Source organism: Phreatobacter sp. (assembly GCF_051860605.1).
Lineage (GTDB): Bacteria > Pseudomonadota > Alphaproteobacteria > Rhizobiales > Phreatobacteraceae > Phreatobacter.
The window spans coordinates 135,132-156,837 of the sequence record NZ_JBHYDR010000003.1 but is presented as its reverse complement, the minus strand read 5'-3'; the positions used below and the strand labels follow the sequence as shown (position 1 = coordinate 156,837).

The 21,706-nt window shown below is 68.3% G+C and carries 20 protein-coding genes; 5 read left to right on the top strand and 15 right to left on the bottom strand.

From position 1 onward, the window contains the following. The first annotated feature begins 56 nt into the window (after nucleotides 1-56). Entirely contained in the window at nucleotides 57-1,310 is a 1,254-nt protein-coding gene (locus ACTIFS_RS06250) for an aminotransferase class I/II-fold pyridoxal phosphate-dependent enzyme (RefSeq protein ID WP_439573199.1), read from the top strand. Nucleotides 1,311-1,361: 51 nt separating this feature from the next. Here the strand turns inward: ACTIFS_RS06250 and ACTIFS_RS06245 are convergent, their stop codons facing one another. Genes ACTIFS_RS06245 through ACTIFS_RS06230 form a run of 4 tightly spaced genes read right to left on the bottom strand, consistent with a single transcriptional unit; the run spans nucleotide 1,362 to nucleotide 3,658 of the window. Further along, entirely contained in the window at nucleotides 1,362-1,778 is a 417-nt protein-coding gene (locus ACTIFS_RS06245) for a MaoC family dehydratase (protein WP_439573198.1), read from the bottom strand. Next, the gene (locus ACTIFS_RS06240; RefSeq protein ID WP_439573197.1) at nucleotides 1,775-2,167 is read right to left on the bottom strand and encodes a hypothetical protein; all 393 of its coding nucleotides are present in this window, start codon (nucleotides 2,165-2,167) and stop codon (nucleotides 1,775-1,777) included. The genes ACTIFS_RS06245 and ACTIFS_RS06240 overlap by 4 nt, the downstream gene beginning before the upstream one ends. After that, on the bottom strand, nucleotides 2,167-3,375 hold the full coding sequence (locus ACTIFS_RS06235; RefSeq protein WP_439573196.1) for a beta-ketoacyl-[acyl-carrier-protein] synthase family protein: 1,209 nt from the start codon (nucleotides 3,373-3,375) through the stop codon (nucleotides 2,167-2,169). Before ACTIFS_RS06235 ends, ACTIFS_RS06240 begins: the two co-directional genes overlap by 1 nt. Nucleotide 3,376: 1 nt before the next feature. After that, nucleotides 3,377-3,658, bottom strand: a complete 282-nt coding sequence (locus tag ACTIFS_RS06230) for an acyl carrier protein (protein WP_439573195.1) — start codon at nucleotides 3,656-3,658, stop codon at nucleotides 3,377-3,379. Between the two features lie 197 nt (nucleotides 3,659-3,855). Here ACTIFS_RS06230 and ACTIFS_RS06225 point away from each other — a divergent pair, with 197 nt between their 5' ends. Beyond that, nucleotides 3,856-4,467: a DUF4833 domain-containing protein gene (locus ACTIFS_RS06225; protein ID WP_439573194.1), complete on the top strand. Its 612-nt coding sequence runs from the start codon at nucleotides 3,856-3,858 to the stop codon at nucleotides 4,465-4,467. A 150-nt stretch (nucleotides 4,468-4,617) separates the two neighbouring features. On the opposite strand, the gene ACTIFS_RS06220 is transcribed toward ACTIFS_RS06225, so the two are convergent. Then, a complete protein-coding gene (locus ACTIFS_RS06220; RefSeq protein WP_439573193.1) occupies nucleotides 4,618-5,565 on the bottom strand; it encodes a ring-cleaving dioxygenase in 948 nt (315 codons plus the stop codon). Between the two features lie 262 nt (nucleotides 5,566-5,827). Here ACTIFS_RS06220 and ACTIFS_RS06215 point away from each other — a divergent pair, with 262 nt between their 5' ends. Beyond that, entirely contained in the window at nucleotides 5,828-6,958 is a 1,131-nt protein-coding gene (locus ACTIFS_RS06215) for a 5-methyltetrahydropteroyltriglutamate--homocysteine S-methyltransferase (protein ID WP_439573192.1), read from the top strand. Here the strand turns inward: ACTIFS_RS06215 and ACTIFS_RS06210 are convergent. From ACTIFS_RS06210 to ACTIFS_RS06180, 7 genes are all read right to left on the bottom strand, one after another. After that, nucleotides 6,955-8,040 carry an ABC transporter ATP-binding protein gene (locus ACTIFS_RS06210; protein ID WP_439573191.1) on the bottom strand — a complete coding sequence of 362 codons (1,086 nt, stop codon included), beginning with the start codon at nucleotides 8,038-8,040 and terminating at the stop codon, nucleotides 6,955-6,957. The genes ACTIFS_RS06215 and ACTIFS_RS06210 overlap by 4 nt on opposite strands. Next, nucleotides 8,037-9,044 carry an ABC transporter ATP-binding protein gene (locus ACTIFS_RS06205; protein ID WP_439573190.1) on the bottom strand — a complete coding sequence of 336 codons (1,008 nt, stop codon included), beginning with the start codon at nucleotides 9,042-9,044 and terminating at the stop codon, nucleotides 8,037-8,039. Before ACTIFS_RS06205 ends, ACTIFS_RS06210 begins: the two co-directional genes overlap by 4 nt. A 3-nt stretch (nucleotides 9,045-9,047) precedes the next feature. After that, the gene (locus ACTIFS_RS06200) at nucleotides 9,048-10,502 is read right to left on the bottom strand and encodes an amidohydrolase family protein (RefSeq protein WP_439573189.1); all 1,455 of its coding nucleotides are present in this window, start codon (nucleotides 10,500-10,502) and stop codon (nucleotides 9,048-9,050) included. A 291-nt stretch (nucleotides 10,503-10,793) separates the two neighbouring features. After that, entirely contained in the window at nucleotides 10,794-12,383 is a 1,590-nt protein-coding gene (locus tag ACTIFS_RS06195; RefSeq protein WP_439573188.1) for an ABC transporter substrate-binding protein, read from the bottom strand. Between the two features lie 61 nt (nucleotides 12,384-12,444). Next, a complete protein-coding gene (locus ACTIFS_RS06190; protein WP_439573187.1) occupies nucleotides 12,445-13,332 on the bottom strand; it encodes an ABC transporter permease in 888 nt (295 codons plus the stop codon). Further along, the gene (locus tag ACTIFS_RS06185) at nucleotides 13,329-14,270 is read right to left on the bottom strand and encodes an ABC transporter permease (protein WP_439573186.1); all 942 of its coding nucleotides are present in this window, start codon (nucleotides 14,268-14,270) and stop codon (nucleotides 13,329-13,331) included. The genes ACTIFS_RS06190 and ACTIFS_RS06185 overlap by 4 nt, the downstream gene beginning before the upstream one ends. A 3-nt stretch (nucleotides 14,271-14,273) precedes the next feature. After that, on the bottom strand, nucleotides 14,274-15,911 hold the full coding sequence (locus tag ACTIFS_RS06180; RefSeq protein ID WP_439573185.1) for an amidohydrolase: 1,638 nt from the start codon (nucleotides 15,909-15,911) through the stop codon (nucleotides 14,274-14,276). A 376-nt stretch (nucleotides 15,912-16,287) separates the two neighbouring features. On the opposite strand from ACTIFS_RS06180, the gene ACTIFS_RS06175 reads away from it, so the two are divergent. Both ACTIFS_RS06175 and ACTIFS_RS06170 read left to right on the top strand, forming a co-directional pair. Then, nucleotides 16,288-17,538 (top strand): serine hydrolase domain-containing protein, encoded by a 1,251-nt coding sequence (locus ACTIFS_RS06175; RefSeq protein WP_439573184.1) that lies wholly within the window; start codon nucleotides 16,288-16,290, stop codon nucleotides 17,536-17,538. 76 nt (nucleotides 17,539-17,614) lie between these two features. Continuing rightward, a complete protein-coding gene (locus ACTIFS_RS06170; protein WP_439573183.1) occupies nucleotides 17,615-18,694 on the top strand; it encodes a quinone-dependent dihydroorotate dehydrogenase in 1,080 nt (359 codons plus the stop codon). 213 nt (nucleotides 18,695-18,907) lie between these two features. Here ACTIFS_RS06170 and ACTIFS_RS06165 read toward each other — a convergent pair whose 3' ends face one another. From ACTIFS_RS06165 to ACTIFS_RS06155, 3 genes are all read right to left on the bottom strand, one after another. Beyond that, nucleotides 18,908-20,242 carry an MATE family efflux transporter gene (locus ACTIFS_RS06165; RefSeq protein ID WP_439573182.1) on the bottom strand — a complete coding sequence of 445 codons (1,335 nt, stop codon included), beginning with the start codon at nucleotides 20,240-20,242 and terminating at the stop codon, nucleotides 18,908-18,910. Nucleotides 20,243-20,334: 92 nt separating this feature from the next. Beyond that, entirely contained in the window at nucleotides 20,335-21,222 is an 888-nt protein-coding gene (locus ACTIFS_RS06160) for a methylated-DNA--[protein]-cysteine S-methyltransferase (RefSeq protein WP_439573181.1), read from the bottom strand. Nucleotides 21,223-21,323: 101 nt separating this feature from the next. Beyond that, nucleotides 21,324-21,704, bottom strand: coding sequence for a VOC family protein (locus tag ACTIFS_RS06155; protein ID WP_439573180.1), 381 nt, complete (start codon nucleotides 21,702-21,704; stop codon nucleotides 21,324-21,326). Between the last annotated feature and the right edge of the window lie 2 nt (nucleotides 21,705-21,706).

Below are 21,706 nucleotides of genomic sequence, written 5' to 3'. Positions count from 1 at the left end.
GTCGATGTCACTATAGCGTGACAATCCGCACTCATTGCCCGTCCCGGCGAGGCCCCATGTCTGATAGTACCCCGCTGCAGTCTGGCCGCGCGGACAATGTCGCCCCCACCTCCCAGCTTTCGGGCATCCTGCGCAGGGTCTCCGGCTTCGGCGATATCCTCCAGCGTTCGATGGGGGGTGGCGACCATCCGCTGTTCATCCAGATCGAGCGGATCGACGGACCGGTCAATGCCGTCATCAGCGGCCGCCCGACGACGCTGTTCGGCACCAATTCCTATCTCGGCCTCAATTTCGACCCCCGCTGCATCGCGTCGGCCGAGGAGGCGCTGAGAACCTGGGGCACCGGCTCCACCGCCTCGCGTCTGGCGAGCGGCAACCAGATCGGCCACGCCAATCTGGAGCAGGCGGTCGCCGACTTCTACCAGCGGCCTGATGCGATCGTCTTCTCGACCGGCTTCATGGCCAATCTGGGCGCCATCTGCGGCCTCGCCGGCGAAGGCGATCTCATCCTCTACGATGCGTTCTGCCATGCCAGCATCATCGACGCCTGCCGGACCAGCGGGGCGACGTTCAAGCCGTTCCGCCACAATGACGCGGCCGATCTCGACCGCATTCTCGGCGAATCGACCTTTCCGGCCTCGCGCACCCTCGTGGTTCTGGAAGGGCTCTATTCGGTCTGGGGCGATGTTGGTTTCGTCAAGGACATCGCAACCGTCGCCAAGCGGCACGGCGCGCTGGTGCTGGTCGACGAGGCCCATGGTCTCGGCCTTTACGGGGCCAATGGCCGCGGCGTCACCGAGGCGCAGGGCGCCGAGCATCTGGTCGATGCCATTGTCGGCACCTTCTCCAAGAGCGTCGGCGTCATCGGCGGCTATTGCGTGACCGTCCACCCGGCGCTGAAGTCGCTGCGCTTCCTGGCGCGTTCCTATCTCTACACCGCCTCGCTGCCGCCGGCCGTTGTCGCCTCCGCGCGCACGGCCATCGGCATCATCCAGTCCGAACCGGAACTGCGCGAGGACCTCTGGCGCAAGGCCGAGCGCTTCTGCCGCGGCGCGTCAGCACTGGGCTACAGCCTGAGGGCCGATCCGGGTCCGGTCGGGGCGCTGCACATGAAGGGCCTCTACCAGGGTTTCGAATTCTGGCGCGAACTCCTCAGCCGCGGCATCTATGTCAACCTGCTGGTACCGCCGGCGACCCCGAATGGCGAGGTTCTGCTGCGCTTCTCGGTCTCGGCCGCGCATCAGGATTCGGATATCGACCTGTTTCTCAGCGTGCTGCGCGACATGGCGCCCAAAGCTGCAATCGCCTGACGTCCGCGATCGCCTGAGGCCTGCGATCAGCAGTTCCTGCTGGCCATTGCCTCAGGCCGCCACAGCAGCCTCGGCCATGGCCGCCATGCGGCCATCCTCGCCCTTGATGACGATGCGCAGGATCGCCCGCCGGGCCGCGTCCTCGCGCTGGACCACGCGTGCGCCGATGGTCAGGGTGGCTCCGACTAGCACCGGCAGCACGAAGCGGCAGGACAGTTTCAGACAGCGGGCCGCGGGCAGCCAGTGGGCGAGCGCCCGTCCGGCCAGTGCCATCGACATCATGCCCTGCACGACCGGGCCGTCGAGGCCCACCGCCCGCGCCGCCGCAGGATCGGTGTGGATCGGGTTGTCGTCGCCCGAGGCCGCGGCATAGGCGGACACCATGGCGGCGTCGAGCGGGCCGAAGCGCAACTCGGTGAAGGCCGTGCCGACAGGCGGCAGGCCGGCCGCTTCGCCTCTACCGCTCATGGCCTGCTCCCGGCCCTGTCGAACAGGCGCAGGATGCCGGTGAGCCTCACCCAGACTCTGCCGGCATGCATCGCTTCGGCTTCGACCGTGATGCGGTCCGCGTCCGTGCGGATGGCCCTGACCGTCAGGTCCAGATCCATGCCCGGAACAGGCGCCTCGATGGTCTCGATGGTCTGCAGTTCATGCACGGGAAGGGCTTCGGGGCGGTCGGCCGCGAGCGAGGCGACCATCGCCGCGATCTCCGGCCTTGTCAGCCAGGCGACCGGAAAGGTGAGCGGCAGGCCGGCCGGATCGGGCTCCGCACCGGTCGCGCGCGCGAAGGCGGCGGCCGCGTCAGCCTCGGCCGTCACCGACAGGCGCACCTCTGCCCGTCGGCCGACGAAATCCATCAGGCTCGCCCGAAGACCAGCGCGGCGTTGATGCCGCCGAAGGCGAAGGAATTGGTCAGCGCCATGTCGAAGGCATGGGCACGGCCGGTATGCGGCACGCAATCCACCGGGCAATGGGGATCGGGCTCCAGGAAATTGATGGTCGGGGGCACGAAGCGCTCCTCGAGCGCGCGCACCGTGATCACCGCCTCGATGGCGCCGGCAGCGCCCAGCGTGTGGCCGTGTACCGGCTTCGTGGAGGTCACGGGGATGCCCGCCAACGCCTGGCCGAAAACGCGCCCGAGCGCCTCGCTTTCGGTCGTGTCGTTGAGGACGGTCGCGGTGCCGTGGGCGTTGACATAGCCGATCGCCTCCGGGGCCGCGCCGGCATCATCGAGGGCCATGGCCATCGCGCTGCGGGCGCCCTCGGCATCGGGGCGCAGGATGTCCTTGGCATCGCTGGTGGTGCCATAGCCCATGAGGCGAGAGCGGACGCGCGCACCGCGGGACCCGGCCAGCCCGGCCGTCTCCAGGATCAGCGCGGCCGCTCCCTCGCCGAGCAGCAGCCCGTTGCGTCCCTTGGAGAAGGGCCGGCAGCGATCCGGCGAGAGCACCCGCATCGCCTCCCAGCCCTTCATGCCGCCGGGCGTGATGACGGCCTCCGTACCGACCGCGATGACCCGGTCGGCGAGACCGGACCGCAGCATCTGCAGCGCAAGGCCGATCGCCTGGGCCGAGGAGGCGCAGGCGGACGAGACGACGAAGGTCGGTCCCGTGCAGCCATAGGCCATGCCGATCTGCGAGGCTGCTGCGCTGGTCATGGCCCGCGGGATGCTGAGCGGATCCGGGCGTCGTCCGCCAAGCAGTGAGACCACGCCATCCTCGATGGTCCCGAAACTGCCGATGCCCGTGCCGACGATCACCCCCGTGCGCGGTCCCAGCGATCCTGCATCGTTCAGCCCGGCATCGCCGATGGCCTCGACGGCCGCCGCAAGCGCCAGCGTCGTGGCGCGGTCGAAAAAGCCGGGGCGCTTGTCCGGAAAGACGTCCGTCACTTCGAGGGCAGGAGCCTGGGCGGCGATCTTCACGATCTGCCCGTAGTCGCGCGGCAACGTCACCTCGCGCGCGCCACTCTCGCCGGCGGCGGTCGCCCGCCACAAGGCCTCGACCCCCATGCCGGCGGCGGTGACAGCGCCCAGCCCGGTGACGACGACTGACCTGTCTGACACGTCAGCCCTGCTTGCCAGCCTGGATGCGGTCCTTCAGCACCTTCAGCAGTTCGCCGACGTCCTTCACCTCGGCAAGGCTCTCGTCCATCGGGACATAGACCGCGAATTTCTCTTCAATCGCCGCGAGGATCATCATGTAGTCGACGCTGGCAATGTTGAGCGAGGCGAGTGTCGTCTCCGGCCCGACCCCGGTCATGTCGACCATACCCTCCTTCGCGATCACCTCGATCAGATCGCGGGTGAGTTCGTCGTCGCCGAACACGGATGGTGCCGTCTCGCTCATGCCGGGCCTTGTGATCTCTCTGCTGCCGAACGCGGCAAGCTATTCCGCACACGCACAAAATCCAAGAGCCGGGACCGAAGTCCCGGGCCTCCGGATTGGCGACACCTTCCTAAACCGTTCCGGGCCGGCTATCTAGTCCATCATGAGAGGGCCGGAAGCCGCTCGGGTGACCGGCCAGCCCGCTGCCCGGAGACACGATGCCGACACGCCGCCTGCTCGTCGCCACTGCCGCCTCGGCCATCCTTCCGGGCGTGGCGGCCCGCGCCCAGACCGACGATCGCCTGCCGCCGATCGCCGTCCGGCGGTCGGAGTTCACCGTCTCGCGACAGACCATCGTCGCCCGGCCCGACCTGCCCGTGCCGGACGACCCGGACACGCTGTTCTATGTCCAGCAGGCCATCGACCGGAACATTCTGGTCTATGCCGCCCGCCGCCGGCCGGATGGCGCACTCGATGCCGCGCGTCCCGTGGAGGTGTTCTGGCGCCGTTTCAACGAAGACGGCCGCCGCCGCGACCTGTCCTTCTTCGAGCGCGTCTTCGCCTTCGGAATCAGCGCCGAGCCGGCGGGGCAGGGGCGTTTCCGGGCGACGCTCGCGGCCTATCGCGAGCGGGAAGCCACGGTTGATATCGGCGAGGACGGCAAGGCACGCGCGCTGCTGCGCATGGGCACGCGCACCGTTCGCGTCGTCTATGTCTATGCCAATGTCGAGCGTGGACGCTTCATCCCGAAGGTCCACCATGTCGATATCCATGGCATCGACCTCGCCTCTGGCGAGGCCATCCGCGAGCGTGTGCCGATCAGCATGTGAACCGGGTGGAAGCCCGGCTCAAAGGCCTGTCGATTCGGGTTTCTGCCGGCATCCGCACCACTGGTTCAGACCATTCGCAACCGCTCATGGCCGGGCATGGCCCGGCCATGACGGATCGGTGCTGCGTTCCGTTCGGTCTCGCTCCGGCTCTTACGCCCCCAGCGGCTTGAGACCAGCCTCGATCTCGGCGCGCTTCGGCTCCAGGAACGGCGGCAGGGCCAGCTTTTCCCCGATGGATTCCAGCGGCTCGTCCACGTCGAAGCCCGGCCCGTCGGTCGCGATCTCGAACAGGATGCCGTTCGGCTCGCGAAAATAGAGGCTGCGGAAGTAGTAGCGGTCCACCGCCCCGGAATTGGGGATGCGGAACTGGTTCAGCCGGTCGATCCAGCCCTGGTAGTCCTTCTGGTCCGGCGTCCGGAACGCGACGTGATGCACCGAGCCGGCGCCCTGCCGGCCCTCCGGCAGGCCGGGCTCCACCGCCACGTGATACTCCGCCGCGGGTCCACCGGGACCCATCTCGTAGACATGCACGCTCGTGCCGCCGGCAAGCGTGTAGGTGCGCGCCTTGCGCATCTCCATCACGCGGGTGAGCACGGCATCGGTCGGGTCGAGAACCGGCACGCTGGCCGTGATCGGCCCAAGGCCGCGGATCTGGTGTTCGGACGGAACCGGGCTCGCATCCCAGGGATGGGCCTCGCCCGCGCCGCCATCGTCGATCAGGCTCAGCCGCTGGCCTTCCGGGTCCTCGAAGTCGAGTGTCAGGCGGCCGTCGCGGATCACGGGCGGCTCATGCGCCACGCCCTTCTCGGCGAAGCGCGCGGCCCACCATTGGATCGACGCCTCTCCGGACACGCGCAGGGCCGTGCGGATAACCGAATGCGTGCCGCGCCGCTCCCTCGGTACCGGCCATTCGAAGAAGGTGATGTCCGAGCCGGGGCTCGCGACGCCGTCGCCGTAGAACAGGTGGTAGGCCGACGTGTCGTCCTGGTTCACGGTGCGCTTGACCAGCCGCATGCCGAGCAGGCCGACATAGAAGGCATGGTTGCCCGGCGCATCGGCCGAGACGGCGGTCAGGTGGTGGATGCCGGTGAGCTGCATGGCGGGCCTCGGGGGATTGGGTTGGCTGTCCGTGTCCCCGACACATTGGCCGCCCGGGCGCGCACGGCAAGGGGCAGGAGCGGGCAGGCGTGCAAGCCGGGCTTGCGGGCATGCGTGCGACTTCCGTCGAAGGCGGCGCAACCGGCCTTGGCTGGCGGCCCCGATAAGTCCTATCCTCCGCGCCAAGGCGACCGCCAGGCAAGAGGTCGCCATTCGGAGCCAGCCTGAAGATGTTCGGCCGGGCCGTTGCGGGAGAACCTTCATGACCACCACCACCAGTCCGGCGCCGGCCATTCCCGGCAAGGTCGGACCCTTCCGTGCCGATCAGGTCGGCTCGCTCCTGCGCTCGAAGGCGCTGAAGGATGCGCGCGCCGCCCGTGCTGCCGGCACGCTCGATGCCGAGGGCCTCGCCGAGGTGGAAGATGCCGAGATCAGGACGCTGATCGCCCGTCAGGAAGCGGTCGGCCTGCAGGCGATTACCGACGGCGAATATCGCCGCTCCTGGTGGCACTACGACTTCCTGTGGCAGCTCGACGGCGTGACGCGGGTTGAGCTGGACCAGGGCATCCAGTTCGCCGGCGTGCAGACCAAGGCCGAGGCGCCGCGGGTGACCGGCAAGATCGATTTCTCGACCCACCCCTTCCTCGACCATTTCCGGTTCCTGAAGGCGAACACCAGCCGCACGGCGAAGATGACCATTCCCTCGCCCTCGATGCTACACTACCGGGGCGGGCGGAAGCTCATCAATATGGGCCTCTATCCGGACATGGCCGACTATTACAACGACCTCGGCCAGGCCTACCGGAAGGCCGTCCACGCCTTCCACGACGCCGGCTGCCGCTACCTGCAGCTCGACGACGTGTCCTTCGCCTATCTCTGCGACCCCGAACAGAAGAAGATGCTCGCCGAGCGCGGCGACGATCCGGACAAGCAGGGCGAGATCTATGCCGGCATGGTCTCGGCCGCCATCGGCGGCCGCCCGCAGGACCTGCTCATCACCATGCACCTGTGCCGTGGCAATTTCCGCTCCACCTTCGTCGCCTCGGGCGGCTACGAGCCGATTGCCGAACTTTTGTTCAACACCATGCCGGTCGACGCCTATTTCATGGAATGGGACACCGAGCGGGCCGGCGGCTTTGAGCCGCTGCGCTTCCTGCCGAAGGGCAAGGCCGTGGTGCTCGGCCTCGTCACCTCCAAGACCGGTACGCTGGAGAAGAAGGACGACATCAAGCGGCGCATCGACGAGGCGGCGAAATATGCCCCGATCGAGCAGCTCTGCCTCTCCCCGCAATGCGGTTTCGCCTCGACCGAAGAGGGCAACACGCTCGCCGAGGACGAGCAGTGGCGCAAGCTGGAGCTGATCGTGGAGATTTCACGGGAAGTGTGGGGTTAGGCCGCCGCCTTCCTCGCCTTCCCGGCCTCGGCCAGAACGGCCATCCGCCGCGCCACCGGCACAGGATCGGCCGAGGCGGCGAGCGCCTCGAAGGCCGGCAGGGTCTCGACATGATGGCAGGCGACCCGGGCGCCGTCGGCAAAGGTGCGCTGGACCGGCGACTCGACCTTGCAGATGTCCGTGGCGAAGGGGCAGCGGGTGTGGAACGTGCAGCCCGGCGGCGGCTTCATCGGGCTCGGCACGTCGCCGGCCAGCACCATGCGGTCGGACTTGGCGCCGGGCCGCGGCACCGGGGCGGCCGCCAGCAGCGCCCGCGTATAGGGATGCTTCGGTGCGGTGTAGATCACCGCCTTGTCGGCGATCTCGACGATGCGGCCGAGATACATCACCGCCACCCGGTCCGCGATGTGGCGCACCACGGCAAGGTCATGGGCGATGAACAGGTAGCTCATGCGGAAGCGCGCCTGCAGGTCCTGCAGGAGGTTCACCACCTGGGCCTGGATCGACACGTCGAGCGCCGAGACCGGCTCGTCGCAGACGATCAGGTCGGGCTGGGTGGCGAGCGCGCGGGCAACCCCGATGCGCTGGCGCTGGCCGCCGGAGAACTCGTGCGGGTAGCGCTCGGCATAGGCCGCGGCGAGGCCGACGATGGCCAGCAGCTCGCGCACGCGCGCGCCCACGGCGGCTTTCGTGCAGATGCCGTGCAGCAGCAGCGGCTCGGCCAGGATGTCGCCGATGCTCATGCGCGGGTTGAGCGAGGCGAACGGGTCCTGGAAGACGATCTGCATGCGCCGGCGCAGCGAACGCAGTTCCTGCTTGGAGAGGGCGGTCACGTCCGTGCCGTCGATGGCGACCCGCCCGGTTGTCGGCTCGATCAGCCGCAGAACGAGGCGGCCGGTGGTCGACTTGCCGCAGCCGGATTCGCCGACAAGCGCCAGCGTCTCGCCGCGCCCGAGCGTGAACGACACTCCATCGACCGCCTTCACCGCGCCGGTCTGGCGCGCCAGCAGTCCGGAATGGACGGGGAAATGCTTTGCGAGGTCCTGAACCTCGAGCAGCGGGGCAGTGGTCCGGTCGGTCATGCGGCGGCCTCGATGGTCGCGGTCTCGATGGGGGCCTTGAAACAGGCGACCTCGTGGCGGGCTGCGATCATCCGCAGCGGCGGCATGTCCGCATAGCATTGGGCCGAGGCCAGCGTGCAGCGCGGCGCGAAGCGGCAGCCTGACGGCATGGTCTCGGGCGTCGGCACCATGCCCTCGATGGTCTGCAGCCGGCTCTGGTCGGCATCGAGCCGGGGAACGGAGCCGAGCAGGCCGAGCGTGTAGGGGTGCTGCGCGTCGCCGAACAGCGCCTCGACCGGCGCGCGCTCGACCACCTTGCCGGCATACATGACCACCACGTCGTCGCACATCTCGGCGACCACGCCGAGGTCGTGGGTAATCAGGATGATCGCCATGCCGAGGCGGCTCTTCAGGTCCCGCATCAGGTCGAGGATCTGGGCCTGGATGGTCACGTCCAGGGCCGTCGTCGGTTCATCGGCGATCAGCAGTTCGGGCTCGCAGGCCAGCGCGATGGCGATCATCACGCGCTGGCGCATGCCGCCCGACATCTCGTGCGGATAGGAATCGACCCGGCTTTCCGGACTTGGGATGCGGACGAGGCGCAGCAGCTCGATCGCCTGCGCGCGCGCTTCCGCGCGCGAGAGGTTCCGGTGCTTGACCAGCCCCTCGACGATCTGGTCGCCGACCCTGTGGACCGGGTTCAGCGAGGTCATCGGCTCCTGGAAGATCATGGCGATGCGGTTGCCGCGCATCGCCTCCATCTCCCCCCGCGACATGGCGAGCAGGTCCTGCCCCTCCAGCAGGATGCGGCCGCCGGCGCGGATGCCCGGCGGTTCCGGCACCAGCCCCATGATCGACAGCGAGGTGACCGACTTGCCGCAGCCCGATTCCCCGACAATGCCGAGCGTGCGCCCGCGCGCCACCGAGAACGACACACCGTCCACGGCCTTGAAGAAGCCGCGCTCGGTGCGGAAATGGGTCTTCAGGTCCTCGACCTCGAGAACCGTGTCGCCTGTTTCGGCCACGCCTCAGCTCTCCTTCGCGACGGGGAAGATCAGCGGCGAGATCTTCGTGTGGTCGCGCTTCGCCCAGTCGAGCTTCTTGACGCCGGCCTCCGCGCGGCGCTGCGCCGCCTCCAGCCGCTCGGCGGCGCCTGCATGGTCCATGGTCAGGACCTTGCCGGCCTCGACCACCTTCCTGCCGTCGACGAAGACCGTGCGGATGGCCCGTTCGGCCGCCGCATAGATCATCGAACGGACCGGATCGCGCACCGGCCGCATGGCCGGATGGGTCACGTCCACCAGCACGATGTCGGCCTTGGCGCCGACCGCGACGCGGCCGATATCCTTGCGGCCGAGCGCCTTCGCGCCGCCCAGCGTCGCGGCGTTGAAGACATCGGTCGAGCGCACGTCGTAGCAGTCCTCGCCGACCACGCGCGACATGATCGCGACGTGGCGCATCTCCTCGATCATGTTGTGCGGATAGGTGTCGGTGCCGATCGCCATGTTGACGCCGCGCCGGACATATTCGCCGAAGGTCTGCAGCGTGATGCCGCGCCGCTGGAACACGGTCGGGCAATGGGCGACCGTCGTGCCGCTGTCCACAAGGTCTTGGATGTCGTCGCGCCGCGGCCAGTGGGCCGAGGTGTGGTGGTCGAGGAAGATGCCGTGGCCGATCAGCGAGCGGTCGGACAGCACCCCGAGCGAGCCGAGCCATTCCACCGGCGTCATGCCGTGGCGGCGCGTCATTTCGTGGAACTCGACCACCGACTGCGCCGCGTGGATCTGGAAGGGCAGCTTGCGCTTCTTGGCCTCCGCGAAGCTCGCCTGGATCAGCCCGCCGGTGCAGGTATCGATCTGGCTGGGCGAGATCATGCCGGTGAGGCGGCCCGAGGCATGGGCATGGGCGGCGTCGATCACCTTCATGGCCGCCTCCATGGCCGAGAAGCCCTCGTCCTTGGACCATTCATATTCGACGACATGCGCGTTCTTGGTGAACCAGCGCGCCGAGCGGTACATGGGCGCGAAGACGGCGCGCAGGCCGGAACCGGCGAAGGTGTCGAGCCAGCCCTCCCACGGCACCGACATGTCGACCAGCGTCGTCACGCCCGACAGCAGCAGTTCGGAATAGGCCACCGTCGCCGAAGCCTGGAAGGCATCGGTGTCCGGCGCACCGCCCGAATCGGCACGGAACAGCGGCATGAACTCATAGAGCGAGGACTGGTAGAGCTTGGGCGAGCCCAGTTCGTCGTTCCAGCCCTTGGTCATCGGCTCGGAGGCCGGGTGCGAATGGACGTTGACGAGGCCCGGCATGACCATCAGGCCCTTGCCGTCGATGGTCTCGGCGGCCTTGCCGGCAAAGCCGGGGCCGACATGGATGATCCGGTCATCCTCGAAGGCGACGTCGACACCCTGCCGGTAGGTGTGCTTGCGGCCGTCGAAGGCGACGACCCAGGCGGCTTTTTTGATCAGGGTGACGGGCATCGGGGTTTCGTCCGGTTGTTGTATCGGTTTCTGGTGCAGGTTGGGCTGCACCACGGTCCTTGCGTCCTTCGAGGCTCGCTTCGCTCGCACCTCAGGATGAGGGAGAGTGGTGTCCCGCATCGGGGTCTGTGATGCGGCACCGCCGCTTCGGGCGGTCCCTGCCGGTCTCTGCCATCCTCATCCTGAGGTGCGAGCCCGGACCGGGCGAGCCTCGAAGGACGCACGGATCAGCATGCAGTCCTTTCGAAACTGCGGCCGGGCACGCAATCGCGCCCGGCCGCAGAGGTCACGTCAGCGCGTGAAGCGCAGGTCGAGGCCCTTGTAGAGGCCGCAGCCATAGATGTTGTGCGCCTTGAAGGGGGCGAGGCGCGCGGAGGCGGCCACCTTCATCGGCTCGTGATAGAGCGGGATCCACACCGCTGCCTCATGCACCTGCTGGAGCACTTCGGCATAGGCCGAGGCGCGCTGGCTCTCGTCCACGGCCGTCATGCCGGCCTGCAGCAGGCGGTCGGTGTCGGCATTGCGCCAGTTCATCCGGTTGGGGGTCGGGATGTTGGTCGACCGGAAGTAGAGGTTCAGCGCGTCGCCGGCGGTGATGTAGGGGAAGCTCATGCCGAACAGGTCGAATTCCTGCGTGGCCAGCTTGCCCCAGGCAACCGTGGCATCGAACAGCTGGATCCTCAGATCGACACCGATCTTGCGCAGGTCGCCCTGCACCGCCTCCATCAGCTTCGACCAGGTCGAGCCGGTGAAGCCATAGGCGATCGGCGACAGGCGCTCTCCGTTCTTCGAGCGGAAACCGTCAGCCCCGCGCACCCAGCCGGCCTCGTCGAGGATGCGATTGGCCTCCGCCACATTGGTGCGGATGAGGCGCGCATCGAGCCGCTTGTCCCAGTCGGTCGCCGACTGGTGGATGTAGGAATAGGCGGGCTCCGTCTCGCCGAAATTGATGTCGCGCGAGATCGCCTCCTGGTCCACCGCCATGACGATGGCGCGGCGGACGACCGGATCGCTGACGCCCGGCTTGTCGACCTTGAACCCGATGAAATAGGTCCAGAAGGCCGCCGGATTGTCGACGACGCGCAGGTTCCGGTTGGCGCGGATCTGCGACAGGCCCGAATAGGGCACATACTGGGTCGCCTGGCTCTGGCCGGTCATGACCGCGGCGAGGCGGGTGTTCTCTTCCGGCACGATGCGCCAGACGATCTCCTGGATATGGGCCGGTCCCCGGTTCTCGTAGATCGGCGGGCCCCAGCGATAGGCGTCGTGGCGGCGCAGGCGCATGTCGTTGCGCGGGCGCCAGTCACCCCAGCAATAGGGGCCGGTGCCGTTGAAGCCGCGCACGCCGAAATCGGCGCCGAGGGCTTCCACATTGGCCTTGTCGATGACCACGGCGAAGGACTGGGTGAGCTGGTAGAGCAGCTCCGAGAACGGTGCCGTCAGGCGGTATTCGACGGTATGTGCGTCCTTCGCGACGATGTCCTCGACGGGACCAGCGCGCCAGCGCACCGGCGAGCGGGTGGCCGGGTCGATCCAGCGCTTCAGCGAATAGACCACGTCGTCGGCGGTCATCTTCTTGCCGTCGCAGAACTGTACGTCCTGGCGCAGCTTGAAGGTGTAGACCTTGCCGTCCGGGGAGACGGACCAGCTCTCGGCAAGGCCGGCCCTGATCGAGGTCATGTCATGGTCGAGCGACACCAGCGTGTCGGCCAGCATGAACAGAACCTCGGAGGCGGCGCGGGCGGTCGAGCGATGCGGATCGTAACGGTCGGAATCGACCTCGCGCACGATGGTCAGCGTGTTCTGCGCCTGCGCGAAGGCCGGCGCCGAAAGGGCGAGGCCGCCGGCGAGTGCCGTGGCCGCCCAGGCTAGTCTTTTCATACTCATCTCCCACTCCTCTGAAGACCTTGGGTCGGTTGGCGGTCCTGTCTCCGTGGACCGTTCATGTGTTCCTGAGACGGGGGTCCAGGAGGTCGCGCAGCGCGTCGCCGAGGACGTTGGCGCAGAGCACCAGCACCACGATGACGAGGCTCGGGATCACCGCGATATGCGGAGCAAGGAACAGCTCGTTGCGGCCGGCGGACGCCATGGTTCCCAGTTCCGCGACCGGCGGCTGGGCGCCGAGGCCGAGGAAGGACAGGGCCGAGCCGAGCAGGATCACCTGGCCGAAACGCAGCGTCAGGTAGACGAAGACCGAGGAAATGCAGTTCAACGCCAGGTAGCGCGTCAGCAGCGTGGTGTCGCCGAGGCCGATGGACCGCCCCGCCTCGATGAAGTCCTGGCCCATCACGACAAGCGCCGAGGCCCGGGTGACCCGCGTCACCGTCGGGATCGTGGAAATGGCCAGCGAGATGACGACCGCCGTCATGCCCGGCCCGACGACCGCGGCGAAGGCCAGTCCCAGCAGGATCGCCGGGAAGGACAGCAGGATGTCCGAGACATGCATGATGAGGCCGTCCAGCCGCCGGTAGAACGCGGCGAACAGGCCGAGCACCAGTCCGATGGCTCCGCCGATGGCCGTGGCGATCAGGCCCATCATCAGCGTGGCGCGCAGGCCGAACAGGATGCGCGACAGCATGCAGCGGCCGAGCCCGTCGGTGCCGAGCAGGAACTCCCAGCGGCCGCGGGCCTCCCAGACCGGCGGCAGCATCCTGAGGCGGGTATTGGTCAGATAGGGGTCGTTCGGCGCGATCCAGGGCGCGAGCATGGCCGCGACCACCAGGATGACCAGGATCACGGCGGCAGCCAGCGCCAGCCGGTCGCGAAACAGGCGGCGCAGGCCGGAATTGCGGCGCGGGGGGGCGATGTCGACGGGAGACACGGCGGTCATCGCTTGCCGACCCTTGGATCGAGGATGCCGTAGAGCACGTCGACGATGAGATTGATCACGATGAACGAGACTGCGAGGACGAGGATGGATCCCTGGGCCAGAGGCAAGTCGCGCGCCAGAATGGCGCCGACCGCCAGCCGGCCGACGCCGGGCCAGGAGAAGATGGTCTCGGTGACCACCGCGCCGCCCAGCAGGAATCCGGCCTGCAGTCCGATCAGGGTGATGACCGGGATCAGCGCATTGCGCAGAACGTGGTGGATGATGACCGTGGTCTCGGTCAGGCCCTTGGCGCGGGCGGTGCGCACATAGTCGGCATTCATCACCTCCAGTGCCGCCGTCCGCGTCATGCGCGCCACGGGACCGATGAAGATGAGGCCGAGGGTCAGCGCAGGCAGCGCGATATGGGCGATGCCGTCAAGCGTCCAGAGCGGCCCGGCCCGGCCCAGGAACGGCAGCAGTTCCCAGTGATAGCCGACATACATGATCAGCATCAGGCCGATGAAGAAGACCGGCGTGGACACGCCCAGAACCGAGACGGCAATGATCAGGCGGTCGAGGATGCCGCCGCGGTTGACGGCGGCGATCGTGCCGAGCGCAATCCCGATCGGCACCGACCAGAACAGGCAGGCGACCATCAGCTCGACGGTCGGGCCGATGGCCTCGCCGAGCTCGTGGATGACCGGCGTGTTGTTGATCATCGAATAGCCGAGGTCGCCGACCATGACGCGGCTGATATAGAGCGCGAACTGGATGACCAGCGAGCGGTCGAGGCCGAGATCCTTGCGGATCTGCTCGACCACCTCGGGGGGCGCCTGCGGACCGGCAATGACCTGCGCCACGTCGCCGGGGACAAGCTGCAGCAGCATGAAGCCGAGCAGCAGCACGCCGAACAGGACCGGGATCGACAGAAGGGCGCGATGGACCAGATGGGCGCCCATGACTCAGCCCCTCCACTCGCCGGTGGCGTCATGCACGCAGGCGCCGCCCAGGATGGTGAGGTCGCAGCGGCTGTCGTGCAGGATCTCCTCGGGCGTCGCGCGGGTCAGGTCGCGGGAGAACACCGCGACATCGGCCGCCATGCCGGGGCGCAGGGTGCCGCGATGGTCCTCGCAGCGGTTCACATAGGCGCCGAACTCGGTATAGGCCTGGATTGCCCGCTCGATGGAGATGGCCTGATCGCCGCCGATCACCGTGCCCTTCGAGGTCTTGCGGGTGAGCATCGTGTAGAAGTTCGGCCAGACATTGGCGTCGCAGACCGGCGCGTCGGTCGAGGCGGCCGGGCGGAAGCCCATATCGATCCAGGTCTTCATCGGATAGGAGGCGGCTGGCCGGGCATCCGGCATGACCGCCTCGTAGAGGTCGCCGAAATCGTAGATGAACACCGGCTGCGGCACCGGTTCGATGCCGGCGGCGCGCATGCGCTTCATCTGGTCCATGGAGTTGAAGCCGCAATGCTCGATGCGGTGGCGCCGGTCGGTCGCCGGATATTTCGCGAGCGCCCGCTCCATGGCGACGAGTGTCTGCTCGATCGCCGCATCGCCAATCGCGTGGACGGCCAGCTGATAGCCCTTCGCATGGACCTCCATGGTCGCCTCGTTCATCTCCGCATCGGTCAGGCAGAAGATGCCCCGGGTCTGTTCCTCGCCCTCATAGGGATCGGACATGGCCGCGGTCTTGCCGCCTGCCGACCCGTCGGTGAAGATCTTCACCGGTCCGACCCGCAGCATGTCGTCGCCCGCATCGGTGATCACCCCGTCCTTGTAGCATTGATCGAGGATGCCGTCGGGGCTGGCGAGGAGGCATTGTGTCACGCGCAGGCTCTGCCGGCCGGTGCGCACGGCATTGCGATAGGCGGCAAGCTCGCGGTAGCCGGAATGGATGCCGACCGCCGCGTCCATGGTCGAGGTGATGCCGAAGCCGTTCATGTAGCGCGAGGCGCGCTCGATGGCCGCCACCAGATCCTCGTCGCCGGTGGCGGGCAGCACCGCCTTGACCGGCTGGCGGCCGTTCTCGGCCATCAGGCCGGTCAGGTCGCCATTGACCTGCTCGATGGCGCCGCCGGCGGGTACGGGCGTCGCCCTGGTCACGCCGGCGATCTTCAGCGCCAGCGAATTGGCCACCGCCAGGTGCCCGCAGGTGCGCACCAGATAGACCGGGTTGTCGGGCGCGGCCATGTCCAGTTCGGTGCGGTGCGGATGGCGCTTCACGTCCAGCTGGAAATGGTCGTAGCCGCGGGCGAGGATCCACTCCCCCGGCTTCTTCGCGGCAGCTGCCTTGCGGATCAGGTCGAGCAGCGCATCCAGCGTCGGTGCATTGGCCGGCCGCGCATCCACCTCGGCCATGGACACGCCGAGCGGCAGGAGATGGGCATGGGCCTCGAACAGGCCGGGCGTCGCCAGCCGGCCCTTGAGGTCGATCACCTTCGTCGAAGGGCCGATCAGCGGCTCCATGTCGGCCGAGGAGCCGACCGCCAGAACCTTCCCGGCCCACAGGGCCACGGCCTCGGCGAGGGGTTCGCCATAGGCGACGAAGACACGGCCGCCGCGCAACACAACGTCCGCCCTGGGAAGGATCGGCATACTTGGCTACTCCAGTTTCTGCCCGAAACCGTGGCATGCCTGTTTTTCCATCCACAAGGCCGGACGGCGCCGGGCACCCCCTCGCCATGAGGGGGCTGGATTCGTCGGGGTTTGGCGTTAGGCTGCGAAACTTTCGCTTTGCGGCACGAGCCGCCGGCAGTTCCATTTTTTGCAATCCTCGGCTGCGGGAGAACCCGCATCCTCCCGTCGGGGGGGCGTGACCGATCGCCCCGGCGCGAGCGGGAGCAGGTCCGCGCGCGCAACGCCGCTGGCGCGAGGACGCGCGGCCGCTGCATGGCCCGTGCCCGGCCGCATGGGGTCGACGCCTGCCGGCAGGCGGCCGAAACTCCCCGGCCACAATCCAGGGACGCCAGACATGACCGGTATCGCCGCCACCCCGCATGATGCGCCATCCGCCGCCGAGACCGATCCGCTGACGCTCGGCCTGATGCAGGGCTTCCCACCGCCGCCGGAGAAGACCGCGCGCGTGCTCGACGGTTCGTTCCGTGCCTTCCCGATGTCGCGCTGGTCCTTCTCCAACATTCGCCAGACGGTGCCGACGAAGGCCGTCTGGCGGGGTGCGGGCGGGGCTGTGCCCCTGCCGCGCGCCGAGCAGGATCTGTCCGGCCTTCCCACCGCCACCATGGACGGCCGGCCGCTGACCTTCGCCGCCGCCATGGACGAGACCTATGCCGATGGCGTGCTGGTGCTGCACCGGGGGAGGATTGTGTTCGAGCGCTATGCCGGCGCGCTTGCCGCCCACCGTCCGCACCTGTGCATGTCGGTGACGAAATCCTTCGTCGGCGCGATTTCCGCAGCGCTCGCAGTGGAGGGCGTCATCGACCCGGCGGCGCCGGTGACCCGCTACGTGCCGGAACTCGGCGCCAGCGCCTTCGGCGATGCCAGCCTCCGCCAGGTCCTCGATATGACCACCGGGCTGAAATACAACGAGATCTACGGCGATCCGAATTCCGATATCGCCAGATACCGGCTCGCCGGTTCCGCCATCCGCGACACGGCCTATTCAGGCCCGCAGACCTATTACGACTACCTCGTCACCCTCGAGAAGGAGGGCGGGCACGACGACCAGTTCGTCTACAAGACGGTCAACACCGAGGTTCTGGGCTGGATCCTGCGCCGCGCCACCGGCACATCCCTGGCCGATCTGGTCTCCGAGCGCCTCTGGCAGAAGCTTGGCTGCGAGGAGGACGGCTATTTCCTCGTCGACAGCATCGGCACGGAGGGTGCGGGCGGCGGCCTCAACGTCACGCTGCGCGACATGGCCCGCTTCGGCGAGTGCATGCGCTGCGGCGGGGCCTTCAACGGCCATCAGGTGATCCCCGAGGCGGCGGTTGCCGACATTGCCGGCGGCGCGGACCCCGCGAAATTCGCACCGGCCGGCTATGCCACGCTGCCGGGCTGGTCCTATCGCAATCAATGGTGGGTCAGCCACAACGAACACGGCGCCTACATGGCCCGCGGCATCCACGGGCAGTCGATCTACGTGGATCCGAAGGCCGAGATGGTGATTGTCCGCTTCGCCTCGCATCCGCTCGCCGGCAATGTCCATAACGATCCGGTGACCCTGCCGGCCTTCATGGCGGTGGCGAAACATCTGATGGGGTGAGCCGGATCCCCGGTGAGCCGGAGACATGATGAGCTGACGTCTTGCAGCCGGCCCTGCCCGGTGCCAGAGAGGGTTCATGTCGCTCGTCTCGCTCGCCTCGCGCCTTGCCCGCCCGTTCCTGCTCGCCACCGATCCGGAGACGGGCCACAACCTTGCCGTCGCGGCGCTGAAGACCCTGCCCGTCCCGCGCTGCGGGTCGGACGATCCGCGTCTGGCCGTGTCCGCCTTCGGGCTGTCGTTTCCCAACCCGATCGGCCTTGCCGCCGGCTTCGACAAGCATGCCGAGGTGCCGGATGCGTGCCTGCGCCTCGGCTTCGGCTTCGTCGAGGTGGGAGGGGTGACGCCGCGGCCGCAGGACGGCAATCCGAAGCCGCGCGTGTTCCGCCTGGTGCCGGACGAGGCGGTGATCAACCGCTATGGCCTCAATTCGGTCGGTGTCGACGTGGTTGCCCGGCGCCTGGCCGACCGTGCGCGCCGCGGCGGCATCGTTGGCGTGAATATCGGCCCGAACAAGGATTCCACCGACCGCGTGGCCGACTATGGCCTGCTGGTGGAACAACTCGCCCCCCACGTCTCCTACCTGTCGGTCAATGTCTCCTCGCCCAACACGCCGGGCCTCAGGGACCTTCAGCAGGCCGGCTTCCTCGACGAGGTGCTGGCCCGTTCCATGGAGGCGCGCGACCGGGTGGCGCCGGGCCGGCCGATCCTCGTAAAGATCGCGCCCGACCTCTCCCTCGATGGCCTCGACGACATGGTGCGGGTGAGCCGCAAGCGCGGCATCGACGGCATGATCGTCTCCAACACCACCATCGACCGCCCCGCGAGCCTGAAGGATCAGGCCACCGCGAAGGAAGCCGGCGGGTTGTCGGGCCGGCCGCTGTTCGACCGCTCCACGGCGATGCTGGCGGAAGCCTTTCGGCGCGTCGAGGGCCAGTTCCCGCTGGTCGGGGTCGGTGGCATTGCCTCGGCCGAGGATGCCTGGACCAAGATCGCCGCCGGGGCCACGCTGGTGCAGCTCTACTCGGCCATGGTGTTCAGGGGGTTCGGGCTCGTCGGCGAGATCCGCGAGGGGCTCTCGCAGCGCCTCTCCCGCGACGGCAGGGCGTCCATCGGCGAGGTGGTCGGCACGGCCAATGCCGACTGGCGGATGGGGTGAACGCACAGCCGGTTGTGCGTCCTTCGAGGCTCGCTGCCGCTCGCACCTCAGGATGAGGAGGGATTGGCTGGCATCGGTCGGCATGAAGCGCGGTCGCCCTGCACCGCCTTAACCCTGCGTGCAACCCGCACAACTCCTCATCCTGAGGTGCGAGGGCTGCGGCCCGAGCCTCGAAGGACGCACGGCGCCTCGTGCAGGGTCCCCGGTGACGGCTCAACCCCTGAACGTCGCCCGCATGAGGCCCGGCAGCACGGCGGCCTGATAGACCCCGCGCACGGCCTGCAGGATCAGGAACGCGATCCACAGCCCGTCATTGCCATAGCCCGAGAGAAGCCACCAGGCGGCAATGAAGGTCGCCATGGCCGCAAGCATGCAGTTGCGCATGGCGACCGTCCAGGTGGCGCCGATGAACACGCCGTCGAACAGGAAGGCCATGACCCCGGTGAACGGTGTCAGCGCGGCATAGGGCAGGTAGCGCAGCGCCTCCGCCCGCACGGCCTCGGCCGTGGTGATGAGGCCGATGGCAAGGTCGCCGAAGGCGAAGAAGACGAGCGAGGCGAGCGTGCCGAAGGCGATCGCCCAGAACCCCGACAGCAGCACCGCCCGGCGGAAGGCCTTCTCGTCGCGGGCACCGACCGCCTGCCCGCCGAGCTGTTCGGCCGAGGTGGCAAAGCCGTCGAGGAAGAAGGCGACCACGCCGACGAGGTTCATCAGGATGGCATTGGCGGCCAGCACCGTGTCGCCGCCGACCGCACCCTGCCGGGTGAAGAAGGCGAACGAGCCGACCAGCGCCGCGGTGCGGATCATGATGTCGCGGTTGATCGCGAAGGTGCGGACGATCATCGCCCGGTCGAGCACCGTCTGCCACGAAACGCCGAAGCGTCCGCGCAGCGCCACCAGAACCACGGCAAGGCCCGCGACGAGGCCGCCATATTCGGCAAGGACGTTGGCGGTCGCAGCGCCCGCAACCCCCCAGCCGAACATCGTCACGAACAGCACGGTCAGCGCCATGTTCGCGACATTGATGACGATCTGCAGCACGAGGCCGGTCATGGTCCGCGCCTGGCCGATCAGCCAGCCGAGGATGGCGAAATTGGCGAAGACGGCCGGCGCCGACAGCAGGCGGACCGAGACATAGGTATCGGCCGTCTCGGTCACCGCGGGCGATGCGGCCATGGCGGTGAAGAAGGCCCACAGAAGCGGCTTCTGCAGGATGATGAGCCCTGCTCCGCAGACGAAGGCCAGCAGCAGCGCCCGCGCGATCACGGCGCGCCGCTCGGTCTCGTCGGCCCGTCCGAGAGCCTGCGCGGTCAGGCCGATTGTGCCCATGCGCAGGAACGCGAAGGCCCAGAAGATGACGTCGATGATGACCGCGCCCAGCGCCACCGCCGCAAGCGCCACCGGATCGCCCAGCCGGCCGATGGCCGCCGTCGAGACGATGCCGAGCAGCGGCGTCGTCACATGGGCAAAGATCATCGGCACCGCGATGGCAAGCACGCGGGCATGGCTGACGACGGGGGAGGCGGGCGCGGGAACGGCGGCGGTCACCGCGCCGTTCTAGCCGGCCGGCCGGCGAAATCCAGCGGCCGTGCGGACAGGGGGAGCCATGGCCTGTCAGCATCGCGCGGGCGCCGGACGCATCACCCCGCGTGGCCGGCCTCCCAGCCGAGCATGGCCTGCTTGCGCGTGAGGCCCCAGTGATAGCCGGTGAGCGCGCCGGAGCGGCCGAGCACCCGGTGGCAGGGCACCACGAAGGAGATCGGATTCTTGCCGACCGCCGCCCCCACGGCGCGGGCGGCCGTCGGCCGGCCGATATGGCTGGCAATGGTCGAATAGGTCGTGGCCTTGCCCATCGGGATGCGCAGCAGCGTCTCCCACACGCGGACCTCGAAATCGGTGCCGATCAGGCAGACCCGCAGGGGCCGCTCGTCGCTCCAGTCGGCGGGGTCGAAGATGCGCCGGGCCATCGGCGCGGTGGCCGCGGCATCCTCCACGAAGGCGGCCTTCGGCCAGCGGCCGCGCATGTCGGCGAGCGCCGAAGGCTCGCCGCCGGCATCGCAGAAGCCGAGGCCGGCAAGGCCCCGGTCGGTCGCCACCACCACGGCCTGCCCGAAGGGGGAAGGGTGGAAGCCGTAGCGCATGGTCAGGCCCTGCCCGCCGACCTTGAACTCGCCGGGCGACATGGCCTCATGGGTGACGAACAGGTCGTGCAGCCGGCCGGGACCGGAATAGCCGACCTCGTAGGCGGTATCGAGTACGGTCGCCTCGTCGCGCAGCAGGGCGCGCGCGGCATCGAGCGTGATCGCCTGCAGGAAGTCCTTGGGCGTCAGCCCGGCCCAGCGGCGAAACAGGTGGTGCAGGTGGCCGGGCGAGAGGCCGACATGGCTTGCCATCTCGTCCACGGTCGGCTGGCGGCGCCAGTGCTCGGTGATGAAGGCAAGCGTCCGGCGCACGACCTCGTAGTCGTCGGCCGCCTCGGCGAGGCGGATCGGCATGCCGTGCTTCTCAAGCTGGACGACGTTGAGCATGGGACTGGCTCCTGATGTCTGGACTTGAGCCGAATGTGCCGTTGGCGGGCCCGCGCAACCACCCGTTTCCTGTGCCCCATCGGAGAATTCTCGCGCAGATGTCAGCCGGCCTTCGGAAAGGTCAGCACCTCGATCTTGTTGCGGTCGGGATCGAGGATGAAGGCGCCGAAATAGGTGGTCATCGCCGCCTGGCGCAACCCCGGCGCGCCGCTGTCCTCGCCGCCTTGCGCAATGGCGGCGGCGTGGAATGCCCGCACGGCCGCCTCGTCGCGCGTTCTCAGGCAGACATGCATGCCGGGATCGCCGCCGGGCGCGGCATGGCCCTCGCGCAGGTTGATCCAGAACTCGGGATAGGTCTTGCCGTAGCCGACGCTGCGCTCGCGCGTCACCAGCCGGGTCAGGCCGACGGGGGCAAGCACCGCATCGTAGAACGAGGTGGAGCGGGCAAGGTCGCTGACCGCGACAGAGACATGGTCGATCATGG